Source organism: Rhizobium sp. 01T437, assembly GCF_056398505.1.
In genome coordinates, this window is record NZ_JBFTPM010000002.1 from 25,129 (window position 1) to 46,268 (window position 21,140).

General features: G+C 60.9%; 20 protein-coding genes. 15 read left to right on the forward strand and 5 right to left on the reverse strand.

Translation table 11 applies throughout. The annotated features are described in order from the left end of the window. Nucleotides 1-8: 8 nt before the first annotated feature. Complete coding sequence (locus tag AC1DM5_RS03565) at nucleotides 9-914, reverse strand: dihydrodipicolinate synthase family protein (RefSeq protein ID WP_477821134.1); 906 nt, start codon at nucleotides 912-914, stop codon at nucleotides 9-11. Between the two features lie 276 nt (nucleotides 915-1,190). Between AC1DM5_RS03565 and AC1DM5_RS03570 the strand changes: the two genes are divergently transcribed. The 7 genes from AC1DM5_RS03570 (at nucleotide 1,191) to AC1DM5_RS03600 (ending at nucleotide 8,726) form a co-directional block, all read left to right on the forward strand. Further along, complete coding sequence (locus tag AC1DM5_RS03570; RefSeq protein WP_477821133.1) at nucleotides 1,191-2,831, forward strand: ABC transporter substrate-binding protein; 1,641 nt, start codon at nucleotides 1,191-1,193, stop codon at nucleotides 2,829-2,831. A gap of 133 nt (nucleotides 2,832-2,964) precedes the next feature. Then, nucleotides 2,965-3,921 carry an ABC transporter permease gene (locus AC1DM5_RS03575; protein WP_477821132.1) on the forward strand — a complete coding sequence of 319 codons (957 nt, stop codon included), beginning with the start codon at nucleotides 2,965-2,967 and terminating at the stop codon, nucleotides 3,919-3,921. Nucleotides 3,922-3,923: 2 nt separating this feature from the next. After that, entirely contained in the window at nucleotides 3,924-4,883 is a 960-nt protein-coding gene (locus tag AC1DM5_RS03580) for an ABC transporter permease (protein WP_477974601.1), read from the forward strand. Next, nucleotides 4,883-5,887, forward strand: coding sequence for an ABC transporter ATP-binding protein (locus tag AC1DM5_RS03585; RefSeq protein ID WP_477821130.1), 1,005 nt, complete (start codon nucleotides 4,883-4,885; stop codon nucleotides 5,885-5,887). Before AC1DM5_RS03580 ends, AC1DM5_RS03585 begins: the two co-directional genes overlap by 1 nt. Continuing rightward, nucleotides 5,887-6,879, forward strand: coding sequence for an ABC transporter ATP-binding protein (locus AC1DM5_RS03590; protein ID WP_477821129.1), 993 nt, complete (start codon nucleotides 5,887-5,889; stop codon nucleotides 6,877-6,879). Before AC1DM5_RS03585 ends, AC1DM5_RS03590 begins: the two co-directional genes overlap by 1 nt. Then, on the forward strand, nucleotides 6,876-7,937 hold the full coding sequence (locus tag AC1DM5_RS03595) for a four-carbon acid sugar kinase family protein (protein ID WP_477821128.1): 1,062 nt from the start codon (nucleotides 6,876-6,878) through the stop codon (nucleotides 7,935-7,937). The genes AC1DM5_RS03590 and AC1DM5_RS03595 overlap by 4 nt, the downstream gene beginning before the upstream one ends. A gap of 24 nt (nucleotides 7,938-7,961) precedes the next feature. Further along, nucleotides 7,962-8,726, forward strand: a complete 765-nt coding sequence (locus AC1DM5_RS03600) for a FadR/GntR family transcriptional regulator (RefSeq protein ID WP_477974603.1) — start codon at nucleotides 7,962-7,964, stop codon at nucleotides 8,724-8,726. A gap of 33 nt (nucleotides 8,727-8,759) precedes the next feature. Here the strand turns inward: AC1DM5_RS03600 and AC1DM5_RS03605 are convergent, their stop codons facing one another. Next, a complete protein-coding gene (locus AC1DM5_RS03605; protein WP_310386113.1) occupies nucleotides 8,760-9,647 on the reverse strand; it encodes a LysR family transcriptional regulator in 888 nt (295 codons plus the stop codon). Nucleotides 9,648-9,725: 78 nt separating this feature from the next. Here AC1DM5_RS03605 and AC1DM5_RS03610 point away from each other — a divergent pair, with 78 nt between their 5' ends. The 4 genes from AC1DM5_RS03610 (at nucleotide 9,726) to AC1DM5_RS03625 (ending at nucleotide 12,699) form a co-directional block, all read left to right on the forward strand. Then, the gene (locus tag AC1DM5_RS03610; protein WP_477821126.1) at nucleotides 9,726-10,508 is read left to right on the forward strand and encodes an MBL fold metallo-hydrolase; all 783 of its coding nucleotides are present in this window, start codon (nucleotides 9,726-9,728) and stop codon (nucleotides 10,506-10,508) included. 48 nt (nucleotides 10,509-10,556) lie between these two features. Beyond that, nucleotides 10,557-11,270, forward strand: coding sequence for an SDR family NAD(P)-dependent oxidoreductase (locus tag AC1DM5_RS03615; RefSeq protein WP_477974605.1), 714 nt, complete (start codon nucleotides 10,557-10,559; stop codon nucleotides 11,268-11,270). Nucleotides 11,271-11,331: 61 nt separating this feature from the next. Further along, nucleotides 11,332-11,577 (forward strand): tautomerase family protein, encoded by a 246-nt coding sequence (locus AC1DM5_RS03620; protein ID WP_477821125.1) that lies wholly within the window; start codon nucleotides 11,332-11,334, stop codon nucleotides 11,575-11,577. A gap of 66 nt (nucleotides 11,578-11,643) precedes the next feature. Then, nucleotides 11,644-12,699: an NAD(P)H-dependent flavin oxidoreductase gene (locus AC1DM5_RS03625; RefSeq protein WP_477821124.1), complete on the forward strand. Its 1,056-nt coding sequence runs from the start codon at nucleotides 11,644-11,646 to the stop codon at nucleotides 12,697-12,699. 27 nt (nucleotides 12,700-12,726) lie between these two features. Here AC1DM5_RS03625 and AC1DM5_RS03630 read toward each other — a convergent pair whose 3' ends face one another. After that, nucleotides 12,727-14,664: a mechanosensitive ion channel domain-containing protein gene (locus AC1DM5_RS03630; RefSeq protein ID WP_477821123.1), complete on the reverse strand. Its 1,938-nt coding sequence runs from the start codon at nucleotides 14,662-14,664 to the stop codon at nucleotides 12,727-12,729. A gap of 241 nt (nucleotides 14,665-14,905) precedes the next feature. On the opposite strand from AC1DM5_RS03630, the gene AC1DM5_RS03635 reads away from it, so the two are divergent. The 3 genes from AC1DM5_RS03635 to AC1DM5_RS03645 all read left to right on the forward strand — a co-directional run bounded on the left by AC1DM5_RS03635 (nucleotide 14,906) and on the right by AC1DM5_RS03645 (nucleotide 18,108). Beyond that, on the forward strand, nucleotides 14,906-15,205 hold the full coding sequence (locus AC1DM5_RS03635) for a hypothetical protein (protein ID WP_477821122.1): 300 nt from the start codon (nucleotides 14,906-14,908) through the stop codon (nucleotides 15,203-15,205). A 126-nt stretch (nucleotides 15,206-15,331) separates the two neighbouring features. Beyond that, the gene (locus AC1DM5_RS03640) at nucleotides 15,332-17,071 is read left to right on the forward strand and encodes a hypothetical protein (protein WP_477974607.1); all 1,740 of its coding nucleotides are present in this window, start codon (nucleotides 15,332-15,334) and stop codon (nucleotides 17,069-17,071) included. Nucleotides 17,072-17,325: 254 nt separating this feature from the next. After that, nucleotides 17,326-18,108, forward strand: coding sequence for a DUF481 domain-containing protein (locus AC1DM5_RS03645; protein ID WP_477974609.1), 783 nt, complete (start codon nucleotides 17,326-17,328; stop codon nucleotides 18,106-18,108). A gap of 40 nt (nucleotides 18,109-18,148) precedes the next feature. Here the strand turns inward: AC1DM5_RS03645 and AC1DM5_RS03650 are convergent, their stop codons facing one another. Both AC1DM5_RS03650 and AC1DM5_RS03655 read right to left on the reverse strand, forming a co-directional pair. Then, nucleotides 18,149-19,165, reverse strand: a complete 1,017-nt coding sequence (locus tag AC1DM5_RS03650) for an HAD family hydrolase (RefSeq protein WP_477821119.1) — start codon at nucleotides 19,163-19,165, stop codon at nucleotides 18,149-18,151. Beyond that, nucleotides 19,140-20,144, reverse strand: a complete 1,005-nt coding sequence (locus AC1DM5_RS03655; RefSeq protein ID WP_477821118.1) for a formylglycine-generating enzyme family protein — start codon at nucleotides 20,142-20,144, stop codon at nucleotides 19,140-19,142. Before AC1DM5_RS03655 ends, AC1DM5_RS03650 begins: the two co-directional genes overlap by 26 nt. A gap of 231 nt (nucleotides 20,145-20,375) precedes the next feature. Between AC1DM5_RS03655 and AC1DM5_RS03660 the strand changes: the two genes are divergently transcribed. Further along, the gene (locus tag AC1DM5_RS03660) at nucleotides 20,376-21,131 is read left to right on the forward strand and encodes a transporter (protein WP_477821140.1); all 756 of its coding nucleotides are present in this window, start codon (nucleotides 20,376-20,378) and stop codon (nucleotides 21,129-21,131) included. Nucleotides 21,132-21,140: the final 9 nt, after the last annotated feature.

The following is a 21,140-nucleotide window of genomic DNA, read 5'->3' on the forward strand; positions in this document are numbered from 1 at the left end:
ATCCTCCTTTACGGCAGCTTTGCGTAGCCTTCGGCGAGTGCCGCATATTCGGCATCATTGAGCGGCACCAGCGGCGCGCGCGTGCGCCGCCAGCCGGCATTGCCGGTCTTCAGGCCGACCATGGCCTTGATCGTCGGGATCTGGACATAGGAGTTCGACAGGGTGCGGAAGGCATTGATGCGCGCCTGCGCAGCCTCGACCTCTGCACTCTTCGTCTCGTCGTGGACATGGTCGTAGACCGTGCGCAGCGAATTTGCGACGAGGTTCGAGGTCGCGGTAATGCAACCGGCGCCGCCGGCCTTGAGGAGCGGCAACAGCAGCGGGTCGGCACCACAGAGTACCGAGAAGCCAGGGCAGGCTATGATGATCGCCTGCATGTTGTTGAAATCGCCCGCAGATTCCTTAATGCCGACGACCGTTTCCGGGAAGGCTTCAACCAGGCGGCTGATCAGCGGAATGGGGAGCGGAACGCCTGAGACCTGTGGGATATGATAGAGGATCACCTGCAGTCTGGTATCGCCGATCTTCTCCAGGATCTGCGCATAGGCAGCGAATAGCCCCTCATCGGAGGCGCCCTTGTAATAGAAGGGCGGCAGCATGACCACCTTGGTAACGCCAAGCGAAAGCGCATGCTTCGTCAGTTCGACCGTCTCGGGAATGGCGACGACGCCGGTGCCTGGCAGCAGCTTGTCGGCTGGAATGCCAGCCTTCAGAGCCGCTTCGAGGATCATGTGGCGTTCGGGAGAAGAGAAGGAGTTGGCCTCGCCCGTCGTCCCGAGCAGTGCCACGCCGTGGCAGCCTTCTTCGATCAGCCGCTGGCAATGTTCGGTGAAAAGGCCGAGATCCGGGCTGCCATCGGTATTGAGAGGGGTGGTGGCGGCGCTATAGACGCCTGTAATCTTGTGATTGCTCAAAGTATCCTCCTCGTCAGACCGGGCCTTCCCGGCACGTTCCTACGCTGTCGTATTCATCTCAATGCGGCGTAGTTGTCAATCTTACAAATTTGAAAACTTCGTATGCGCATTTTCAAGATATTGATTTTTATCATTAAATAATTGAGATCCTCGTTTTTAATCTTTCGTTCCTTATTTTACATTGACAGATTTACATTATCGCGCAAATGTCAGCGCCATATCGCGCAGCTTCGGGGAGGTCTTTCGAAAGGCGCGCTATTTGCCACGGAGGAGCAAATGACAATTGGTAGTGACCAAAACTTTTCGCAGATTTCCCGTCGTGAAGCGCTGAAGCTCGGGCTTGCGGCCGGTGTCGGCTTCTCGCTCTTCGGTGCGAGCGCGCGCATCGTCATGGCGCAGGACGGACAGGTCTTGAAGGCCATCAATCCGGCCTTCGACCAGGACTGGTCGCCGCTGCGCGGCGGCGGCAGAACCTTCCGCTGGAATTCCTTCTGGTGGGCGTCGCCGATGTATTTCGACGCCGAGGGCAAGATCCAGCCTTACGTCTTCACCAGCTGGGACTCGCCGGACAAGAAGGTCTGGACGTTCAAGATCGACCCGAAGGCAGTCTTCTCTGATGGCAGCAAGATCACCGCGGCCGATATCAAGGGCTCCTGGGAAGTTTCTTCCATGCCCAATACCAAGAACCAGCGCGTTGATCAGGTTCTGAGCAAGGTGCAGGGCTACAAGGAAATCTCTGCCGGCTCGGCCAAGGAGCTGACCGGCGTAACAACGCCCGATGAATCGACGGTTGTCTGCACGCTGACGGAAGCCGATGCGATCTTCTTCATGCGCCTCGCTAACCACATCGTCCCGATCACCAAGGCCGCCCAGTCGCGCGGCAGCGATGGTGAGGAAGTGGCCGATTGGTACAAGCCTGATAGCAGCGCCGTCTATTCCGGTCCCTTCAAGCTGACGGCCCTTGATATCGACGCCGGCACGCTGACCTTCGAGCCGAACGAAAAGTTCTTCGGACCGAAGCCGAAGCTCGCCCGCATCGAGATCAGCTCGATCGAAGACAACGTGACTGCGACCTCGCTGATCAAGTCCGGCGAATACAATGCTCACACCGAGCTCGTCACCTCGACGATCATCCAGGATCTCGGTCCGGAATTCTCTGCTGGTCCGCTCATCCCGACCAGCCAGCACTTCTGGTTCAACACGTCGCGCGCGCCGATGGATGACCCGAAGGTGCGTCAGGCGCTGATCATGGCGGTCGATCGCGACGGCCTGTTCAAGGCGTCCTATCCGGATGGTCCGCACAAGAAGGCCGACCAGATCCTGAACTCGGTTCCGGGTGCAGACAATTCCGGCTTCGAGCCCTATCCGTACGATCCGGCAGCGGCCAAGAAGCTGCTCGCTGAATCGAGCTATGGCGGTCCGGAGCGTCTTCCGAAGCTGATGTTCGTCGGCATTTCCGGCCCGGCGATCCAGGCGGCTGCGCAGTTCATCGCCGAGCAGTGGCGCCAGAACCTCGGCATCACCGCCGTCGATATGAAGCCGCAGCAGGACGCCTATGCCGGTCCGGACCAGAACGCGGTGCAGATTTTCCGCGATGACGTCGGCACGCGTGTTCCCGATGCCGTCTCCTATCTCGCCGGCTCGATCGCCTCCGCCTCGTCCAACGCCCAGAACAAGCTCGGCGGATACAAGAACGACAAGGTGGATAGCCTGCTGGCAGAGGCTGCAACCAAGGCTGCCGACGATCCGGATCGCGTGAAGCTCGCGCAGGAGGCCCAGAAGGCCTTCCGCGACGACTGGGCCTTCCTTCCGTGGTACTCTCAGGCGATGTCGCGCTGGGCCACCAAGGACGTCAAGGCCATGGAAAAGAACCTCGACTGGCAGGTCGTGGCTCCCTGGGACGTTTCGATCGGCTGAAGCCGATAGCAGGGCCGCATGATGCGGCCGAAGCAGCGGCGCGAGGGCCGAAAGGCCTTCGCGCTATATTTCAAGAAGAACCGGCGGCTGCGGCCTCCCGCGGGAATGCGCCGGGCAAGAATGGGAGGTGGCGTTGCTACGCTATGTGTTCACGCGGTTTGCCATCTGGATTCCGTCCGTCCTGGTCGTGATGATGGCCGTTTACGCGATGGCTTTCTACGGTGCCGGCGATCCGATCAAGCTGATCTTCCTTCGTGCGCCCGGCGACGTCGCCTATAATCCCCAGCGTATCGAGGCGATCCGCGAAAGCGCTGGTCTCAACAAGCCCTTCATCGAGCAGTTCGGCCTTTACGTCTGGAACCTGCTGCACGGTCAGTTCGGCAATTCGCTGACGTCGGGCCGCTCCGTCTGGGCCATGGTCTCGGCGGCAGCCCCCGTTTCCTTCCAGCTCGCGCTCTGTTCCATCATCCTGACGGCCGTTGTCGCGATCCCGCTCGGAATGATCGCCGCGCTGAACCAGAACAACCGCGTCGATTACACGATCCTCGGCACGGCGCTGTTCCTCTGGGCGATCCCGGCCTATGTCGCCGGCCCACTCTTGATGGTGGCGCTGATCGTGCTCCTGCCGATGATCAAGGTGCCCTATGGCTGGGGCGGCATCTTCGACGTGCGCATCATCCTGCCGCTCATCGTGCTCTCCTTCCAGCCGATCGCGCTGATCGTGCGTCAGACGCGCGCCGCCGTCATCGAGGTGCTGTCAGAAGATTTCGTCCGCACAGCGCGTGCCAAGGGCGTGCCGGAAATCGTGGTTGCGCTGAAGCATATCCTGCGTCCGGTCCTGACGCCTGTCGTGACACAGCTCGGCCTGATCATGATCACCATCGTCAACGGCGCCATCTTCGTCGAGCTCGTCTTCGGCCTGCCGGGCCTTGGCCGGTTGACCGTGCAGGCGCTCACCAATTCCGACTATCCCGTCATTCTAGCGATTACCCTGATCGGATCCTTCCTGGTCATGGTGTCGAACCTGCTGGTCGATGTGCTCTATCCGCTGCTCGATCCGCGAGCCAACGATTCCAGAAGGAGCCGCTGATCATGTCCGCTATTCCTCTTTCGACAATCGACACGGCCGAAGAGCCGCCGGTCAACCTGTGGCGCGACGCCTGGCATCGCCTGAAGCGCAACAAGCTTGCGATCTTCGGCCTGATCGTGATTGTGATCCTTGCCTTCACGGCAATCTTCGGGCCGTATCTGACACCCTACGACTATCTCAGCCAGGATCTGGCCTCGCGCAATGCGGCGCCGTCGCTGGCGCACTTCTTCGGAACTGATGATCTCGGCCGAGATGTCTTCAGCCGCATCGTATTCGGTACGCGCACGGCCTTCCTCGTTTCCGTCATCGTCACGGTCATTGCGGTGATGATCGGGCTTCTGCTCGGCGCCGTCGCTGGCTTCTTCGGCAATCCCTACGACCGGGCCATCATGTGGCTGACCGATGTGACGATGTCGGTGCCGAACCTGCTGCTCGTCGTCGTCATCAATGCATCGCTGAAGACGCCGATTACCAAATGGATGGAGGCGCAGTATCTCGCGACCCTCAATCCCTTCTATCGCCAGACTGTCTGGGTGGATTTTCTTCTCGTCTTCGGCTCGATGGCGCTGATCTCCTGGCCGCCCTATGCGCGCCTTGTCCGCGCCCAGGTTCTGTCGATCCGCAATCGTCCCTATGTCATGGCGGCACAGGCGCTCGGCCTTTCCAACTGGATCGTCATCACGCGCTATATCGTGCCGAATGCGCTTGGTCCGCTGATCGTTTCCGTCAGCGCCGGTCTCGGCACCGCGATGGTGCTGGAAAGCGCCTTCAGCTTCCTCGGCGTCGGTGTCAATCCGCCGACCCCCAGCTGGGGCAACATGATCTCGGACGGTCTGCGCGTCTGGCAGCATTATCCGCATCTCCTCGCCGCTCCGGCGGCCGTGCTCGGTCTTGCCTCGGTAGCCTTCAGCTTCCTCGGCGACGGCCTCAACGACGCACTCAATCCGCGGGGCAGCAAGTGATGAACGCAACCACCGGTGAACGCCTGCTGGACGTGAAGGATCTCACCATCGAGATCGATACGCGCCGGGGCCCCGCCGTCGTCGTCGATGGCATCGACCTCTACGTCAACAAGGGCGAGACGCTCGGCGTCGTCGGTGAATCCGGCTGCGGCAAGAGCCTGACGATGCTGAGCCTGATGCGGCTCCTGCCAAACAAGATCAAGGTGACGAAGGGCACGGCGACGTTTGACGGCCGCGACCTGCAGAAGATGTCGAACGGCGAGCTGCGCAAGGTGCGCGGCGGCGATGTCGGCTTTGTCTTCCAGGATCCGATGACCTCGCTCAATCCGGTCATGCGCATCGGCGACCAGATCTGCGAGCCGCTGATCTATCACCGCAGGATGTCGAAGAAAGAAGCACGGGCTCGCGCCGTCGAGCTTTTGCGCCTCGTCGGCATCCCGGGACCGGAAGAGCGGCTGATGGCCTATCCGCACGAGCTGTCCGGCGGCATGCGCCAGCGCGTGATGATCGCGATCGGCCTTGCATGCAATCCGAAGCTTTTGATTGCCGACGAGCCGACGACCGCGCTCGACGTGACGATCCAGGCCCAGATCGTCGATCTGGTGAAGGATCTGCGCGCCAAGCTCGGCATGTCTGTTGTCTGGATCACCCACGACCTCGCGCTGATTGCGGGTCTCGTCGATCGCGTCGCCGTGCTCTATGCCGGCACGGTCGTGGAAGATGCGCCAGTGGACGAGCTCTATGCTCGTCCCAGCCATCCCTACACGCGTGGCCTCTTGTCCTCGATCCCGAAGCTTTCGGATGCGCCGGCAAGCCGCCTGTCCTCGATCGGCGGCACGCCGCCGGAGCCCGGTCGCCGGCCGAAGGGCTGCCCCTTTGCGCCACGCTGCCCGCTGGCCGAAGCCGTCTGCCACGAGCGAGTGCCGCGGCTCGAGCCTATTTCCGGCAATAGCGCGCATCGCGCCGCTTGTTTCGTCGTCCAGAGAATGCAGGAGGCTGCGTGATGGGTGCTCAACCGCTGCTAAAGGTCGAAAACCTCGTCAAGCATTTCCATGTTAAGCTAGGCGCTTTCGGGGAACGCTCGGCGACTGTCTATGCGCTCGACAATATCAATCTCGAGATCATGGAAGGCGAGACGTTGAGCCTCGTCGGTGAATCCGGCTGCGGCAAGTCGACGACCGGCTTCACCATCCTCAATCTCTACAAGGCGACCAGCGGCAAGGTGGTCTACAAGGGCCAGGATCTTGCGACGCTCGATGAAAAGCAGATGCGGCCCTTCCGCCGCGACCTGCAGATCGTCTTCCAGGATCCCTATTCGACGCTGAACCCGCGCATGACGGTCGGCGAGGCGATCGGCGAGCCGATCCTCTTCCACAAGCTTGCGACCAAGGCGCAGCTCAAGGAGAAGGTTGCGGCACTGCTCACCGATGTCGGCCTACCGACGCGTTTTGCACAGCGTTACCCGCACGAGCTTTCCGGCGGCCAGCGCCAGCGCGTCGTCATTGCGCGTGCGCTTGCCTGCCAGCCGAAGTTCATCGTCTGCGACGAGGCGATCTCGGCGCTCGACGTGTCGATCCAGGCGCAGATCATCAACCTGCTGCTTGACCTGCAGGAAAAATACGGTCTGACCTATCTTTTCATCGCCCATGACCTGGCCGTCGTGCGCCATATCAGCACGCGCGTCGGCGTCATGTATCTCGGTCGTCTGGCCGAGCTTGCAACGCGCGAAGAGCTCTTCGACAATCCGCTGCACCCCTATACGAAGGCGCTGCTTTCAGCTGTTCCCGAGACCGATCCGGAGCTTGAGCGCACGCGCAAGCGCCAGATCCTGCAGGGCGACGTGCCGAGCCCGCTGAACCCGCCGACAGGCTGTCGTTTCCATACGCGCTGCCCGATCGCTATGGAGGTTTGCAGCAAGGTCATTCCGGAATGGAAGGAAGCAAAGCCCGGCCATCTCGTTGCCTGCCATGCCGTCAATCCGGGGCAGACTTCATGACGCTGAAAGTCGCCATCATTGCCGACGACCTGACCGGCTCTCTCGATACGGGGACACCCTTCGTGGAGGCCGGGTTGTCAGTCGCTGTGGCGATCGATGTGGAGGCGGCTGGCAAGGCGCTGGAAACCGGCGCCGAAGTCGTTGTCGTCAATACTGCTTCGCGCGGGCTGCCGGAAGTGGAAGCGGCCGCGCGCGTGCGGGTTGTTGCTGAGACCTTGCGCGCTGCCGGGTCGGCCATCTTCATGAAGAAGATCGACTCGCGGCTGAAGGGCAATGTCGCAGCCGAAAGCATTGCGCTCGCCGATGTGCTGGGTCTCAAGACTATCCTTATGGCGCCCGCCATTCCCGATCAGGAGCGGATCACCTATCGTGGTTGCGTGGTCGGGCGCGGTGTGGAGCATCCCTTGCCGATAGCCGCCCTCTTTGCCGGATTTGGCCGCGACGTGATGGTTGCCGATGCCGAAGACGATGCCGATCTCGATATTGTCGTCGCGGAGAACGACTGGCTTTCCACCCTTGCCGTCGGTGCACGTGGTCTGGGTTCCGCGCTGGCGCGCCGGCTCGGCGGAGCCGCGCGGCTGATGCCGGAATTTCTTGCGACGCGAAAAACACTCTTTGCCTTCGGCTCGCGGGATCCGATCACTTCCGGGCAGATGGATCGTCTGGAAGCTTCCGGTGCGCTGCGCATCGTTGTCGATGCGCCGATGGGCGCGATTGAAAGTGGCGAGGGTCTGGCGCTGCCGGCGCTGGTGCGCTGCACGGGCGAGATGAAGAGCGATGCCACACTCGTTGCCACTCGCTTTGCGCAGGGCGTGAAATCGGTGATAGATGATACTCATCCCGACATGATCATGGTGGGCGGCGGCGATACCGCGCTTGCCGTTTTCCGTGAACTGGGCGTTTCGGTTCTGTTGCCGAAGGGGGAAATCGAGGCCGGCATTCCGTGGTTTGACGTTACCGGTGTCAATGGGCGGCAATTCCGATGTGCCGTCAAGTCGGGGGGCTTCGGCAATTCCGATAGTTTGCTAAGACTGATCGTTCGGAATCAGGCGGCTTAACGGATGCCATCGGGGAGAATGAGAGTGGATGAAGCGAATGGCGGATCGGTGAAGCCGGAGGCAGCGCCTGCAGCTCGACCGGAGCGCGGCAAGGCTATGAAGCTGGTCGACCGTGTCTTCGATCAGTTGATGGAGCGTATCCGCGCCGGCAACTATCCGCCGGATTCACGCCTTCCGGGTGAACATGAACTTGCCTCTCTGCTCGGCGTCTCGCGCCCCATCGTGCGCGATGCGCTGGCGCGTCTCAGAGAGCAGGGGATTGTCTATGCAAGGCAGGGGGCTGGCACCTTCGTCAGCGCGCATGGCTCGCCGACGGCGCAGCTTGCCTATTCGCCGGTCAAGACGATTGCCGATATCCAGCGCTGCTACGAATTCCGCCTGACGATCGAGCCGGCTGCCGCCTATTTCGCCGCCAAGCGCCGCGACGATGCCGCGATCCAGAAGATTGCCGCAGCCCTTGCGGATCTGCGTGAAGCGACAAGTCATCAGCTACACCGGGTGGATGCCGACTTCGTCTTCCACCGTGCCGTCACCGAGGCGGCCAACAATCACTATTACACCGCCTCCATGGATGCGCTGAAAGCGCATATCGCCGTCGGCATGCATCTGCACGGGCTTTCACTGCTCGGCCCACGGCCGGGCCTGGAGCAGGTGTACCAGGAGCACAACGAAATCTACAAGGCGATCGCCGAGGGCAGGGCGGAGAATGCCCGTGACCTGATGCGCGCTCACCTGGAGGGTTCACGCGATCGTCTGTTCGAAGGACGCGTGCTCGACCTGTCCTTCTGAGGAAGCTCGGCTCCGGGATGCGGACTCGAGGCCTCATTCCTCGAATAAAGCTCGTTCCGTCGCGAAGATCTTGGTGATGTATTCGGCGACGGTCCGGATCGGCAGATCCTTGCGCTGCTGGCGTCGGGTGAGAAGCCAGGCTTCCCGCGGCGGCGGGACGAGTTCGAGCGAGCAAGCATAGAGGCTTTTTTCCGTGCGACCGATGTAATGCGGCAGGAGCGCCAGACCTGCGCCTGACTTGGCAGCCATCGCCTGGGAAACCTGATTGTTGGCGCGGAAAGACACACGCGCGTGCGAGAAGTGGCGGGCCAGCCAGATCGCCTCGGGCACATAGCCGTTCACCTCGTCAAATCCGACGAAGACGGGTTCCGCGCCGTTTTCGACCTGCCGGCAAACCTCCTGCGTCCCGTAAAATCCGTATCCGATCGTCGCGAGCTGCTTGGCAATGAGATCGCCGTCCTGCGGTTTTGCCAGGCGTATGGCGATGTCGGCCTCGTGGCGTTCAAGGCTTATGGTGCGCAGGTCAGTCGCAAGGTCGATGTCGAGGCCCGGATATTGTTTGGTGATTTCCGCCAGACGGGGGATCAGGAAGCCCTGCGAGAGTGCGGGCGAAGCGTTGATGCGCACCAGGCCTTTCGGCGTGTCATCCTTCCAGCCCCGTCCGAGCGTCTGGACGGAGGCTTCCATATCGCTTGCTGCGGTGAGTGCGCGGGTTCCGGCGGGCGTGAGCACATAGCCGTCGGGGCGGCGCTCGACCAGCTTTTCGCCGAGCGTTTCCTCCAGTGAATGAAGCCGGCGGGCAATCGTTGCGTGGTTGACGCGCAATGTGCGGGCCGCGGCTGAAAGGCTGCCGTGCCGTCCGAGTGCGAGAAAAACCCTGATGTCCTGCCAATCTGGCTCTGTGCGTTTTTTATCAGCCATTGGCAAAGAATAGCGAATTTTTCGCAGAGGGCAACGCGACTATATGAAACGTGACCTCGAAACAGAAAGGTTGCCGACATGACCTCTTCCAATCTCAATCTCACGCTTATCGGCGGGCCAACCGTGCTGATCGAATACGGCACGCTCCGGCTTCTCACCGATCCGACCTTCGACCCGCCGGGCCTCTACAAGGAAACGCCAGTCCGTTTCGAAAAGACCTCCGGCCCTGCCTTGTCGGTCGAAGAGATTGGTCGGCTGGATGCGGTTCTTTTGAGCCACGATCAGCACTTCGACAATCTCGACAATGCCGGCCGGGCAATGCTCCCTGACGTCGGCACCACCTTCACGACGAAGGCTGGAGCGGAGCGGCTGGGCGGCAATGCGCTGGGCCTTGCACCGTTCGAAACCGTCACGCTGGAAGGCGCAGGCGGCGAGACGCTGCTGGTCACCGCAACACCCGCCCGCCACGGCCCCGTCGGCATCGAGCCGATTTCCGGTGATGTCGTCGGTTTTGCTCTCGGCCGCGAAAAGCCAGGTGACCTTCTCTACGTGACCGGTGACACGGTCTGGTACGAGGGTACGGCCGAGGTTGCGCGGCTGTTTTCTCCCAAGGTCGTGCTGTTGTTTACGGGCGCTGCTGAGCCCCGTGGCCGCTTCCACGTGACGATGGGCAGCGAAGACGCTCTGGAGGCGGCGCACGCCTTCCCGAACGCCCTCCTCGTATCCGCGCATAACGAAGGCTGGGTGCACTTCCGCGAAACTCAGGACCAGCTCGCACACACGTTCTCGGTCTTCAACCTCAAAGATCGCCTGAAACTCTTCGAAAAAGGCAAGCCGCTCGCCGTCGACCTGACGGTCTGATCACCTCTCAAACATGGCGCAAAGCGCCATCTTCCAAGGAGACATACCATGAGCAATGAACAGAAAGTCGCTATCGTTACCGGTGCCTCGCAGGGTATCGGCGCAGGCATCGTCGAAGCCTATCGCAAGGAAGGCTATGTCGTCGTTGCCAACTCCCGCAACATCCAGCCGTCGTCCGATGCAGGCATTGTCGCAGTACCCGGCGGCATCGGCGAGCGTGGCGTGGCCGAACAGGTGGTCAAGACGGCCATCGAGCGTTTCGGTCGCGTCGATACGCTGATCAACAATGCCGGTATCTTCATCGGCAAGCCGTTTACCGATTACACGGTGGAAGACTTCAACAACGTCATCAACGTCAACGTCGCCGGCTTCTTCCACATCACGCAGTTTGCCATTGCCCAGATGCTGAAGCAGGGCCATGGTCACATCGTTCAGATCACGACGGCCCTTGTGGATCAGCCCATCGCCGATGTTCCCTCGGGTCTGGCAACGCTGACCAAGGGCGGTCTCGATGCCGTCACCCGTGGGCTTGCCATCGAATATGCCAAGAGCGGCATTCGCGTGAATGCGGTGGCGCCTGGTATCATCAGGACGCCGATGCATGCGCCGGAAACGCACGCTTTCCTCAGCGCCCTGCATCCGGTCGGCCGCTTGGGTGAGGTGAGCGAAGTCGTCGACGCCGTGCTCTATCTGGAGCGTGCCGGCTTCGTCACCGGCGAGACGCTGAATGTCGATGGCGGCCAGCACGCCGGTCGCTGGTAAGCCGAGAGAATAGGCAACGGACGGAGCGCTCCATAGCGCCCGTCCTTCAAGGAGAACGATAATGCCTTATGTGAATATCAAAGTGACGCGTGAAGGCACGGCTCCGGGTGCGACCAGCACCACGCCGGAGCAGAAAGCAGCCCTGATCAAAGGCGTTAGCGATCTGCTCTTCGATATCCTCGGCAAGCCGCACGACAGCACCTTTGTCGTCATCGACGAAATCGAGATGGAAAACTGGGGTGTCGGTGGTCTGCTCGTTCCTGAATATCGCAAACAGCTTGCGGAAAAGGCAGCAAAGCAGAAATAGTGTCGTGGCGCCCCGCAAGGCCGCCATTCGCTTTATGATCACGCGCAATGCATGGAGTATCGTGTAATGGGCAGCTGGCAGGACAATCGCATCATCGACCTCTTCGGGGTCGAGCTCCCCATCATTCAGGCGCCAATGGCAGGCGCGACCACACCCGAGATGGTGATTGCGACAAGCGAAGCCGGCGGCCTCGGCTCGCTTCCCGCAGCCCTGTTGACAATCGAGCAGACGAGAGCGGCCCTCGACCAGATACGCTCGGCGACATCAAAGCCGATCAATGTGAATTTCTTCGCGCACACTAATCCTGCCGCCGATCCCATTGCACAGATGGCGTGGCGTACCGCTCTCGCACCCTATTATGTTGAGCTGGGGCTGGATCCCGCCGCGCCGGTTCCGGCGGCAGGAAGAGCGCCCTTCGATGACAATTATTGCGCCCTTGTCGAAAGCTACCGGCCTGAGGTCGTGAGCTTCCATTTCGGCTTGCCAGGCCCGGATCTCCTGGAGCGTGTGCGTCGCACCGGCGCGAAGATCATCGCCTCGGCAACAACGGTTGCGGAAGCGCGCTGGCTCGCTAAGCATCGCGTCGATGCTGTCATTGCGATGGGGTTCGAAGCCGGTGGGCATCGCGGCAATTTCCTGAGCGATGACATGGCAACGCAGGTCGGCACAATGGCGCTGGTACCGCAGGTTGCCGATGCCGTTTCGGTGCCCGTCATTGCAGCAGGCGGCATCAGCGATCGGCGGGGCGTTCGGGCAGCCTTCGCGCTCGGCGCATCGGCCGTTCAGGTCGGCACGGCTTATCTTTTAACGCCGGAGGCAAAGATTACCGCGTTTCATCGCGAGGCGCTCAAATCGGCGCGGGACGACAATACGGCCGTCACCAATGTCTTCACCGGCCGTCCGGCACGGGGGATCGTCAATCGTATCATGCGGGAGATCGGACCGCTTGCGAAGGCTGCACCGGCCTTCCCGACCGCCGGCGGAGCGCTTGCGCCGCTGAGAGCGGTGACCGAGAAGGATGGTAGGTCGGATTTCAGCAATATGTGGGCCGGTCAGGCCGCGAGCCTTGCGCGCGAAATGTCGGCGGCGGCGCTGACGCGTTACCTCGTCGGGGCCGATTAAGACGGTCGCTGCCGCTACGATAATATGTCAGCCCTCCGCGCCGGCCGCCTTCGCCTGCTGGGCAGCGCGGAGCGTGGCTGTTGCGGCGGCGGCCGCGCCGTTCTTGTCGTCGCCGCCGACCTGAACCATGGGCTGGGCGAATTCGATGCCGTTGCTCTGGAAGGCTTCCCGGATCATGGCGTAGGCCTTGCGGCGAATATAGGTCTGCATGCCGGGCACGGTCGTCATGGCGAAACTCAGGACGATGCCGTAGTCGCCGAATTCCTCGACGCCCTTCATCTTGAGCGGCTCGATGAAGAGGGGACCAACCTCTTCGTCGGCCTTCAGTTCCGCACCGATCGTCTTGGTGATCTTGCGGGCCTTGTTGATGTCGGTGTTGTAGGCGACCGAGATGCGGAACTTGTCGATCACCCAGTCGCGGCTCATGTTCTCCACCGCGCCGAGCTCTCCGAAGGGCACGGTGAAGACTGGGCCGCGGTGATGGCGCAGCCGCACCGAGCGCAGGCTGAAGCCTTCCACCGTTCCCTTGTAGTTTTTCGCCTGAATATATTCGCCGACGCGGAAGGCATCGTCGAGCATGTAGAAAACGCCGCTGATGACGTCCTTGACGAGAGTCTGCGAGCCGAATCCGATCGCCACGCCGAAGATGCCCGCGCCGGCGATCAGCGGTCCGATCTCAACGCCGAGCTGGGAGAGAATGATCAGGCCGGCCATGACTGCCACCATGACGGCAAGCGCATTGCGGAAGATCGGCAAAAGCGTGCGGAATCTCGCGCGTTTTGCCACTTCGGCAGGGGCGAGGCCGGTCGCGTCCGTAGAGGTTGTAATGGTGCGATCGATCCAGCCCTTGGCAAGTTGCCAGAGAAGATCGGCAATCAGCAGCACGATGACGCCTTTCAGCAATCCATAGAGCACGGCGGCTATCGTCGCGTTCTGGTTTGCGAGGGAATCCGGGCTGAAGCGCCAGACGAGGGCAAGCCATCCAGCAGCGAGCGCGATGACGATTGCCCGACTGCCGCGCACGAGCAATATACTTTTAGGACTCTCAGGCGGCGCAGAAGTGAGTGTTGCCGCTGCCCTGCCCGTGGCGCGCAACAGATCCGGCAGGACAAGGACATAGACGCCGATCCAGAAAAGACCTTGCAGATCCAGACACCAGAGTGCCCATAGGAGGGTAAGAAAGGCGGTCAGCCCAGCCTTTATGACGAGGGGATGGATGAGAGCCGACCAGACCGTTTCAATCGCCAGCGCCAGTAGAAGAATCGAGAAGCAGTAGGAGATCGCTTCGGTGACGGCGGGATCAACGCCAAGTGGTGCTCCGAGTGTTGAGGTTGCTACCGCAAACAGTGTGATGCCGAGAAAGATTCGGGCGCGGATAACAAGTCCGGGGCGATTGCTTTCCACGAGGCCAATCAGGACAGCGCCGATGCGGTAGACGATGAAGGCGACCAGATAGGCGAGGAGGACCAGCCGGGCGAGCGGCGGCCATTCGACGGCGAAGAATATGATCGCCACAACCACGCTAAAGACCGCGACTGGAAGAAGACGGGCGACCGGGCCGATCGATGCGGGGCGCGCGCGCCTGAAGAGCCATTCGGCGGCCGCGCCTATTGCGACCAAGCCGGCAAAAATCAGGAAGATCGGCGCATAGCCGTGTGAGACGGCGTCCTGGCGAGCACGAGCGGCGCCTTCGGACATTTCAGAGGGGATGCGCGGAACGGCCGCAAGAATACCATCGATGCGTGCGCGCACCCGCGCTTCCCAGGTCGCAAAGCCTGATGGCTGGGCGGCTGCGGCTGTTGTGTCCTGCTCCTTCTTCCGACTTTCCAGCCAGGTTTGGATCTCGGGGTCCTGCAGCAGGCCTATCAGTTGGTCGATCTTCTGCTGAGGCGGTGGTGGCGCGGATTGCGCCGCCGCCGAGGTCGCGACGAGGAAAGCCAGAAGAAATACCGCCAGCCTGGTCATCTTAGATGTCTCCCGGCAAAGCTGCCGGCTGCAGCAGAGGCCGTCACCGATCTGTCCATGTGCTCATCCTTCCACAATAGAAGGATGAGCACAGCCGATGCGCTTATGGGAGTACGTTACAGTAAACTCCGGGGTAAAGGCGAGGGAAGAAGCGTAAACGGTGGCGGATTTACGGTAACGTACTTCCATCTTCCGCCCGCCACTTCATAGTCGGCGGGATGAGCAGGAGGCTGAAGTTCCAATGGGCGGGAAAGGAGGCATTAATCGCAACAGTACCGAAACCGCACAGCGCGGGCTGTGGCGGCTCATGCTGAAATTGCCTGCCATGCGCGGCAGACTGCAGCTTCTCGCATCGAAATCCCATTCGCTCGACGATCTCTTCGAGGCTTATGAAGAAGCAAGCCTCGCTCTGGGGCGGCTGATGCGGCAGCCTGGAGACGAGCATTGTCCGATGGTGACAGAATACGAAACCATCTGTTCCGAAATCGAATCCGACATCATCCAATATGTCCTGGAACACCGCCCGAGCGCGCCGGATTGAGGCGCAGGCTCGCGTTAAAATCGATCGTCTACTGGTTTTGTTAGCATTTTCGGTTGCAACCTGCTGCTGTCTCGGCGATAAACATCTCTGTTATACTTTAGCCTAATCAGCGCGTACGGGGCGATCATGGGTGCTGAAGTACACGATACCAGGGCATGCGAAGTATCGTTGCCGGAGGCCAGGGCGGAACTCGAACGAATTCTGTCCGATCCCAGATTCCACGCCACGGAACGGCAACGGGCCATTCTCAGATATCTTGCGGAAAGGCGTTTCGCCGGCTGCGAGGAGGGGGTTAAGGCCTATTCCATCGCACTTGACGTTCTCGGCCGAGCGAGCAATTTCGATGCGTCGAACGATCCGATCGTGCGCATCGAGGTGAGCCGGCTGCGTTCGTCGGTCGAGAACTATTACGAAGCCTTCGGTGCCGAGCGCGATGTGACAATCCACATCCCCAAGGGAACGTATGTGACGCTTTTCCCTCGTTCGCACGTGCCTTACGAACAAGACGAGGAAGAGCTGGCGTTGGAAAGCTATCTGGCCGCGACGCCGGATGATGTTCCGGTTTCTCAAGTTGTCGAGAGCCCTGTTGCCGTGTCACCCTTAGGTCGGCCTCTGGCGATACATGCGAGCGTGGCGCTGCTGCTGTGCGTCGCGATTGCCGCCGGCGTTATCGCCTATGCATCGAAGCCGTCCCTGACGGTCCGTCCGTCGGTTGCTCTTTCCATGGATGCCGTCGACACCAGATTGCAGGGCGAGGCTAGCCAGACGCGCGATATGCTGMTGACGGCGCTGACGCAATTCCAGACGCTGACAGTGGCGAAGGCGGGTCATGCTGGTAAGCGAACCCAGAAGGTCGCGGGGCGGGCCTATGAAATAGACATGAAATATTACGGCGACGGCGATATCAGGAGCGTCTGGTGGCAGATCGTCGACAGCCAGTCCGGCGACCTCCTGAAATCGGGGCTCGAAAAGATCGCCATCGATGGCAGGAGTCCGGCAGCGACCCGGCAGGAGATCGTCGATGTTCTTGCTCGCCGCTTTGCAGCGACGCGGGGGGCGATCAATAATATCGAAACGCATGCCAGCAGTATGGAGTCGATCGGAAACGCCTGCGTCCTGCGTGCCGAATATCAGCTCGATGACGGCAGCTCGGACAATATGGCCGCGGTGCGCTCCTGTCTCGAACGGACGCTTGCCGCCGATCCGAGCAATTCCGATGCCAAGGCGCTGCTCGCGCGTGTCCTCATCGCTCCGGAGGCTGCGGCCGGGGATGCCGTGGTGCGCGCCCGTGCTCTCGATTTGGCAAACCGCGCGGTTTCGATCGCTCCCATGTCGGACCGCGCCTATGTGGCGCTGATGATGACGCAGTTCGCCGACGGGCGCATCGATGCGGCGCTGCAGGCCGGGAACCGGGCGATCTCGCTCAATCCGAGCAATCCGGATGCGGTGGCGAAACTTGCTTCCGTACTGTTTTCGGCCGGTTACTTCGACGCCGGTGTCGCCATGGCGCAGGATGCGGGGCGGGCCGTCGATATCGTGCCGCGTGATGCCATGCTCGTGCTTGCCCTGGATGCCTATCGCCGCGGCGACTGGTCGGAGGCCTCATTGCTTGCCGAACAGGTGAACTGCACCGATTTCGTCGTGCGAGCCTTACAGGTGGCCGCACTCGGCCAGCTCGGTTCCGACCAGGCGAAGGAGCGGCTTGCCGATGTGCGGGGCAGGGATCCGGATTTCGAGCGCACCTTGCGATGGAAGCTCGAGGCAAGGCGCTTCCAGCCATTACTTTCGGCAGAGATCGTAGCAGGACTGACAAAGGCGGGGGCCGTATTCGCGCTCAACGACGTCACCGGAGCCGTGAACCGGTAAATGGGATTAGCTGCTCGCTCCCGCTCTCTGCAAAGCCCTCCTGCAACCTGGTCGGCCGCTGCGACGAGAACATTCGAAGCGTTTTTCCTTTCAGCTTCCGAGGCAGAAGCGGCTTAATATCCCGAAAACGACAGGCCCGTTTACGGCGGCATTTACGGCGCGGTTTACCGTAACGTACTTCCGCCTGGAGGCGGAGATGTATCCTATCGTTACAGGGGCAAGTTTGAATTCGCGGGTCAGCAGAGGGATATTGGATGCGAACCACCATGCTATTGCTTTCCGCGGCGATTCTGGCCGCTCCCGTAGTCGTGAAGGCTGCGGATATTGCTCCCGTTCTCGCTCCGCAGCCGCGGCCGGATGATCCCGACAAATGGACCTTTTCGATATCGCCCTATTTCTGGGCCGCCGGGATCACGGGCGACACCGGCGTTTTCGGCCTTCCGGAGGTTCATGTCGACGAGAGTTTCGGTGACATTCTCTCGGATATCGATTTCGGCTTCATGGCAGCGGGCGAAGCCCGTTATGACCGTTTCAGCATCATGACTGATATTATCTATGCCCGCATAACGACGGACTCGGCCACGCCGCGCGGCGTGTTCGCCGACGAGGTCGACCTGAAAACGGAAACCTTCACGGCGATGATCGGTGCGGGTTACTCGGTGATTGACGAGCCTCAGGGCCGCCTCGATGTGATCGGCGGCGTGAAGATCTGGTATACCGAAACGACGATCTCCTTTTCCGGCGGCCCGCTGGGCGGCGTGTCAGGCACTGACGATGCCACCTGGGTCGACGCCATGGCCGGCGTCAGGGGGATGTATTCGATCACGCCTTCGGTCTATTTTACCGGGTGGGGTCTGATCGGCGCCGGCGGTGCCGATCTCGACTGGGATGTCTTGGCGGCTATCGGCTACAAATGGAACGACGCCATTTCTGCCGTTGCCGGCTATCGTGCTCTCGGCGTGAACTATAGTAACGATACCCTGACCAACGATATCGTCGAGCATGGCCCGATCCTGGGCGTCGTCTTTCATTTCTGAGATTGCGCGAGGGCGCTCGCGGCAATCACGCGAGCGCTTTTCACTGCTCGAAAGCGAAGATCTTTTTCCAGTCGTTCTTCATGTCGACCACCAGCCAGTTGCGGCGCTCGGCCTCGTTGAGCGCCTTATCCAGCTTTCCGAAGGCAGAATCCCGATCATAGGCGTATTCTCGCGCGGCGTCGGTATGGTGGATCAGCATGGCGAAGCCCGGGCTCTTGGCTGCCGTCGTCCAGCGCATCATCTCGTAGTCGCCATCCGAATTGCCGGCGACGAAGATCGGCTTGAGGCCAATGAACTTGTTGATGCCCACCGGCTTGCCTGGACCATCATCGACGAAGTCGATCTTCGGCAGGCGTCTGAGAACCGGAACGTCGCCGACCAGATCATATTCGGTGGCAATCGTACTGCCGACGACCTGTTCGGGCGGGATACCGTAGATCTGTTCCGTCACCGGACGCATGAATTCCACGCCGCCGCCCGAGACGATATAGGTGCGGAAGCCGTTGGCGCGCAGATAGTCCAGCAGTTCGCGCATCGGCAGGTAGGTCATCTCGGTATAGGGCTTGCCGGTCTTCGGATGTTTCGATGCCGCAAACCAGTTGGTGACGATCGTGTTGAATTCGTCTGTGGTCGTGTTGGCATGCGTCACCATCACGAGGTCCACTATGCCCTTTTCACCACCTCTTGCGACGCCTTTCAGGTCGCCGCCGAGAACGCTCTTGAAGGGTTCTCTGGTCTTCCATTCGGGATGCTGTGGCGCGAGCGTCTTGACCCGGTCGAGCACAAAGCCGAGCTGCACGTAGTAGGGCTGCTCGGACCAGAGCGTGCCGTCATTGTCGAAGACGGCGATACGGTTCAAAGGCGCGACATAGCCCTCACCACCCTCCGTGACGGTTGCCTTGACGAAATCCATGATGCGGCTCTTGGCGGACGTATCATTCCACGAAGGCAGCGGCTCCTGCGCGAGGACCGGGTTCCACGCCGCCGCGATCAGAAGGACGAGAGCGACGGCGAGGGAGGCAAGGCTTGCGTCAATGGTTTGAGTGGATCGTCTCATGGACGTCCTCCGGTGGCGCTGAAACGCGTTTGATGCAGCGGAAGCCGAGATGGCTTGTCGATGTATCCTCCGGCTCGGGATGGCGGGCGGCCGGGCGATAGCGGCGGCAGTAATTCGGTGCACAAAGATGCGAGCCGCCCTTCAGCACACGGCGCGGAATGCGGATGCTGGGTTGGCGGGGATCGTAACTCGCCTCCACGCCGCCGCCGCGCGGATTGCTTGGAATGCAGCAGGCTTTTGCAACGGGTTCCGTGTGGCGGTCGGACCAGTAGTCGGTGGTCCATTCCCAGACATTGCCGATCATGTCGTAGAGGCCGTAGCCGTTCGGTGGAAAGTCGCGAACGGGCGAGGTCCGCTCATGGCCTTTCGGTTTTGTGGATGTCACAGGGAAGGTTCCCTGCCAGGTGTTGGCCATGAGGGTGCCGCCGGGCATCAGCTCGTCGCCCCAGGCGAATTCGGTATCCTCAAGGCTGCCGCGAGCTGCAAGCTCCCATTCCGCTTCAGTCGGCAGGTCAAGGCCCGCCCAGTCAGCATAGGCCTTGGCATCGCACAGGGCGACGTGGACGACAGGGTGATCGAGCTTGCCCCGCAGGTCGCTCAGGCCGCCGAGCGGCCTGCGCCAGTTCGCGCCGAACTTGAAGTTCCACCATTGGGTGATATCAGGTCCGCTGACCGTCTTCGGCTGGAAAAAGACAAGCGATCCGGCGCGCAGCATCTCTGGCTTGGCGCCGGGATAATCCTTTGCTTCAGGCGCCTTTTCAGCAAAGGTGACATAGCCGGTCGCCTTGACGAATTCCGTGAACCTGCGGTTCGTGACCGGGATCTCGTCGATCCAGAAGCCATTGACCTTGACCGGATGTGCCGGCGCTTCCTCCGGATAGTGGCTATTCGAACCCATTGTGAAGGTCCGTCCGGGAATCCAGATCATGCCTTCGGGTGCAGTGCCTGACGCTTGCCCATCGTCGAATGCCAATGCCATCACCACCTCCGGACTATGAACCGGCAGCTTCGCGCGTCACGACAGTGGGCGGAAGTACGTTACGGTAAACGCGCCCGCTCATGGCGTAACAGCCTGCGTAAATTTACCGTAACGTACTTGTTTGCCGGCAGGCCCCTGTGTCTTGTCGTCCTTCATGGCTATCGGAGGGATATGATGAGCCGGAACAGGTTCGCGTGTTGCCTGCTGGCGCTTTTGCCTGGGCTCTTCGGCATGATCGATGCGGCTGCCGCGCAAGAGTCCAACAGCGATCTTGCCAAGAAGCTCAGCAATCCCGTCGCTTCTCTGATCAGTGTTCCCTTCCAGTTCAACTATGACCGCGGTTTCGGCCCCGAGGATGGTAATCGCGAGACGCTGAATATCCAACCTGTGATCCCGTTCTCCATCAATGAGGACTGGAACATCATATCACGCACCATTCTGCCTGTCATATGGCAGGACGATATTGCTGGCTCCTCCGGGCATCAGTTCGGCATCGGCGATATCACGCAGAGCTTCTTCTTCTCTCCCAAGCAGCCTGGACCGGGTGGACTCATCTGGGGTGTTGGCCCAGTCTTTCTCATTCCGACAGCTACGGATGAATTGCTGGGGACCGGGAAATGGGGCGCGGGTCCAACCGCGGTGCTGTTGAAACAGGATGGTCCCTGGACTTATGGCATTCTTGCCAACCATATCTGGTCCTTCGCAGGACAGAGTGACAGGGCGGATGTCAGCTCGACCTTCCTGCAGCCCTTCCTCTCCTACACGACGAAGGATGCCTGGACCTTCACGCTCAACACCGAGAGCACCTATGACTGGGAGGTCAACCAGTGGTCGGTGCCGATCAATCTACAGGCTTCGAAGCTTTTGAAGTTCGGCCAGCAGCCGGTCAGCCTGTCCGCCGGCGTCCGCTACTGGGCAGACTCGCCCGATAATGGGGCCGAAGGCTGGGCCTTTCGCGTCGGCATGACGTTCCTGTTTCCGAAATAGAAACCGGGT

Coding starts and splice junctions, on each gene's coding strand:
- AC1DM5_RS03580 (WP_477974601.1), top strand. CDS start 3,924: ATGTCCGCTATTCCTCTTTCGACAATCGACACGGCCGAAGAGCCGCCG.
- AC1DM5_RS03660 (WP_477821140.1), top strand. CDS start 20,376: ATGATCGATGCGGCTGCCGCGCAAGAGTCCAACAGCGATCTTGCCAAG.
- AC1DM5_RS03645 (WP_477974609.1), top strand. CDS start 17,326: ATGCGAACCACCATGCTATTGCTTTCCGCGGCGATTCTGGCCGCTCCC.
- AC1DM5_RS03605 (WP_310386113.1), bottom strand. CDS start 9,647: ATGGCTGATAAAAAACGCACAGAGCCAGATTGGCAGGACATCAGGGTT.
- AC1DM5_RS03570 (WP_477821133.1), top strand. CDS start 1,191: ATGACAATTGGTAGTGACCAAAACTTTTCGCAGATTTCCCGTCGTGAA.
- AC1DM5_RS03625 (WP_477821124.1), top strand. CDS start 11,644: ATGGGCAGCTGGCAGGACAATCGCATCATCGACCTCTTCGGGGTCGAG.
- AC1DM5_RS03610 (WP_477821126.1), top strand. CDS start 9,726: ATGACCTCTTCCAATCTCAATCTCACGCTTATCGGCGGGCCAACCGTG.
- AC1DM5_RS03615 (WP_477974605.1), top strand. CDS start 10,557: ATGAGCAATGAACAGAAAGTCGCTATCGTTACCGGTGCCTCGCAGGGT.
- AC1DM5_RS03590 (WP_477821129.1), top strand. CDS start 5,887: ATGGGTGCTCAACCGCTGCTAAAGGTCGAAAACCTCGTCAAGCATTTC.
- AC1DM5_RS03655 (WP_477821118.1), bottom strand. CDS start 20,144: ATGGCATTGGCATTCGACGATGGGCAAGCGTCAGGCACTGCACCCGAA.
- AC1DM5_RS03595 (WP_477821128.1), top strand. CDS start 6,876: ATGACGCTGAAAGTCGCCATCATTGCCGACGACCTGACCGGCTCTCTC.
- AC1DM5_RS03650 (WP_477821119.1), bottom strand. CDS start 19,165: ATGAGACGATCCACTCAAACCATTGACGCAAGCCTTGCCTCCCTCGCC.
- AC1DM5_RS03585 (WP_477821130.1), top strand. CDS start 4,883: ATGAACGCAACCACCGGTGAACGCCTGCTGGACGTGAAGGATCTCACC.
- AC1DM5_RS03635 (WP_477821122.1), top strand. CDS start 14,906: ATGGGCGGGAAAGGAGGCATTAATCGCAACAGTACCGAAACCGCACAG.
- AC1DM5_RS03630 (WP_477821123.1), bottom strand. CDS start 14,664: ATGACCAGGCTGGCGGTATTTCTTCTGGCTTTCCTCGTCGCGACCTCG.
- AC1DM5_RS03620 (WP_477821125.1), top strand. CDS start 11,332: ATGCCTTATGTGAATATCAAAGTGACGCGTGAAGGCACGGCTCCGGGT.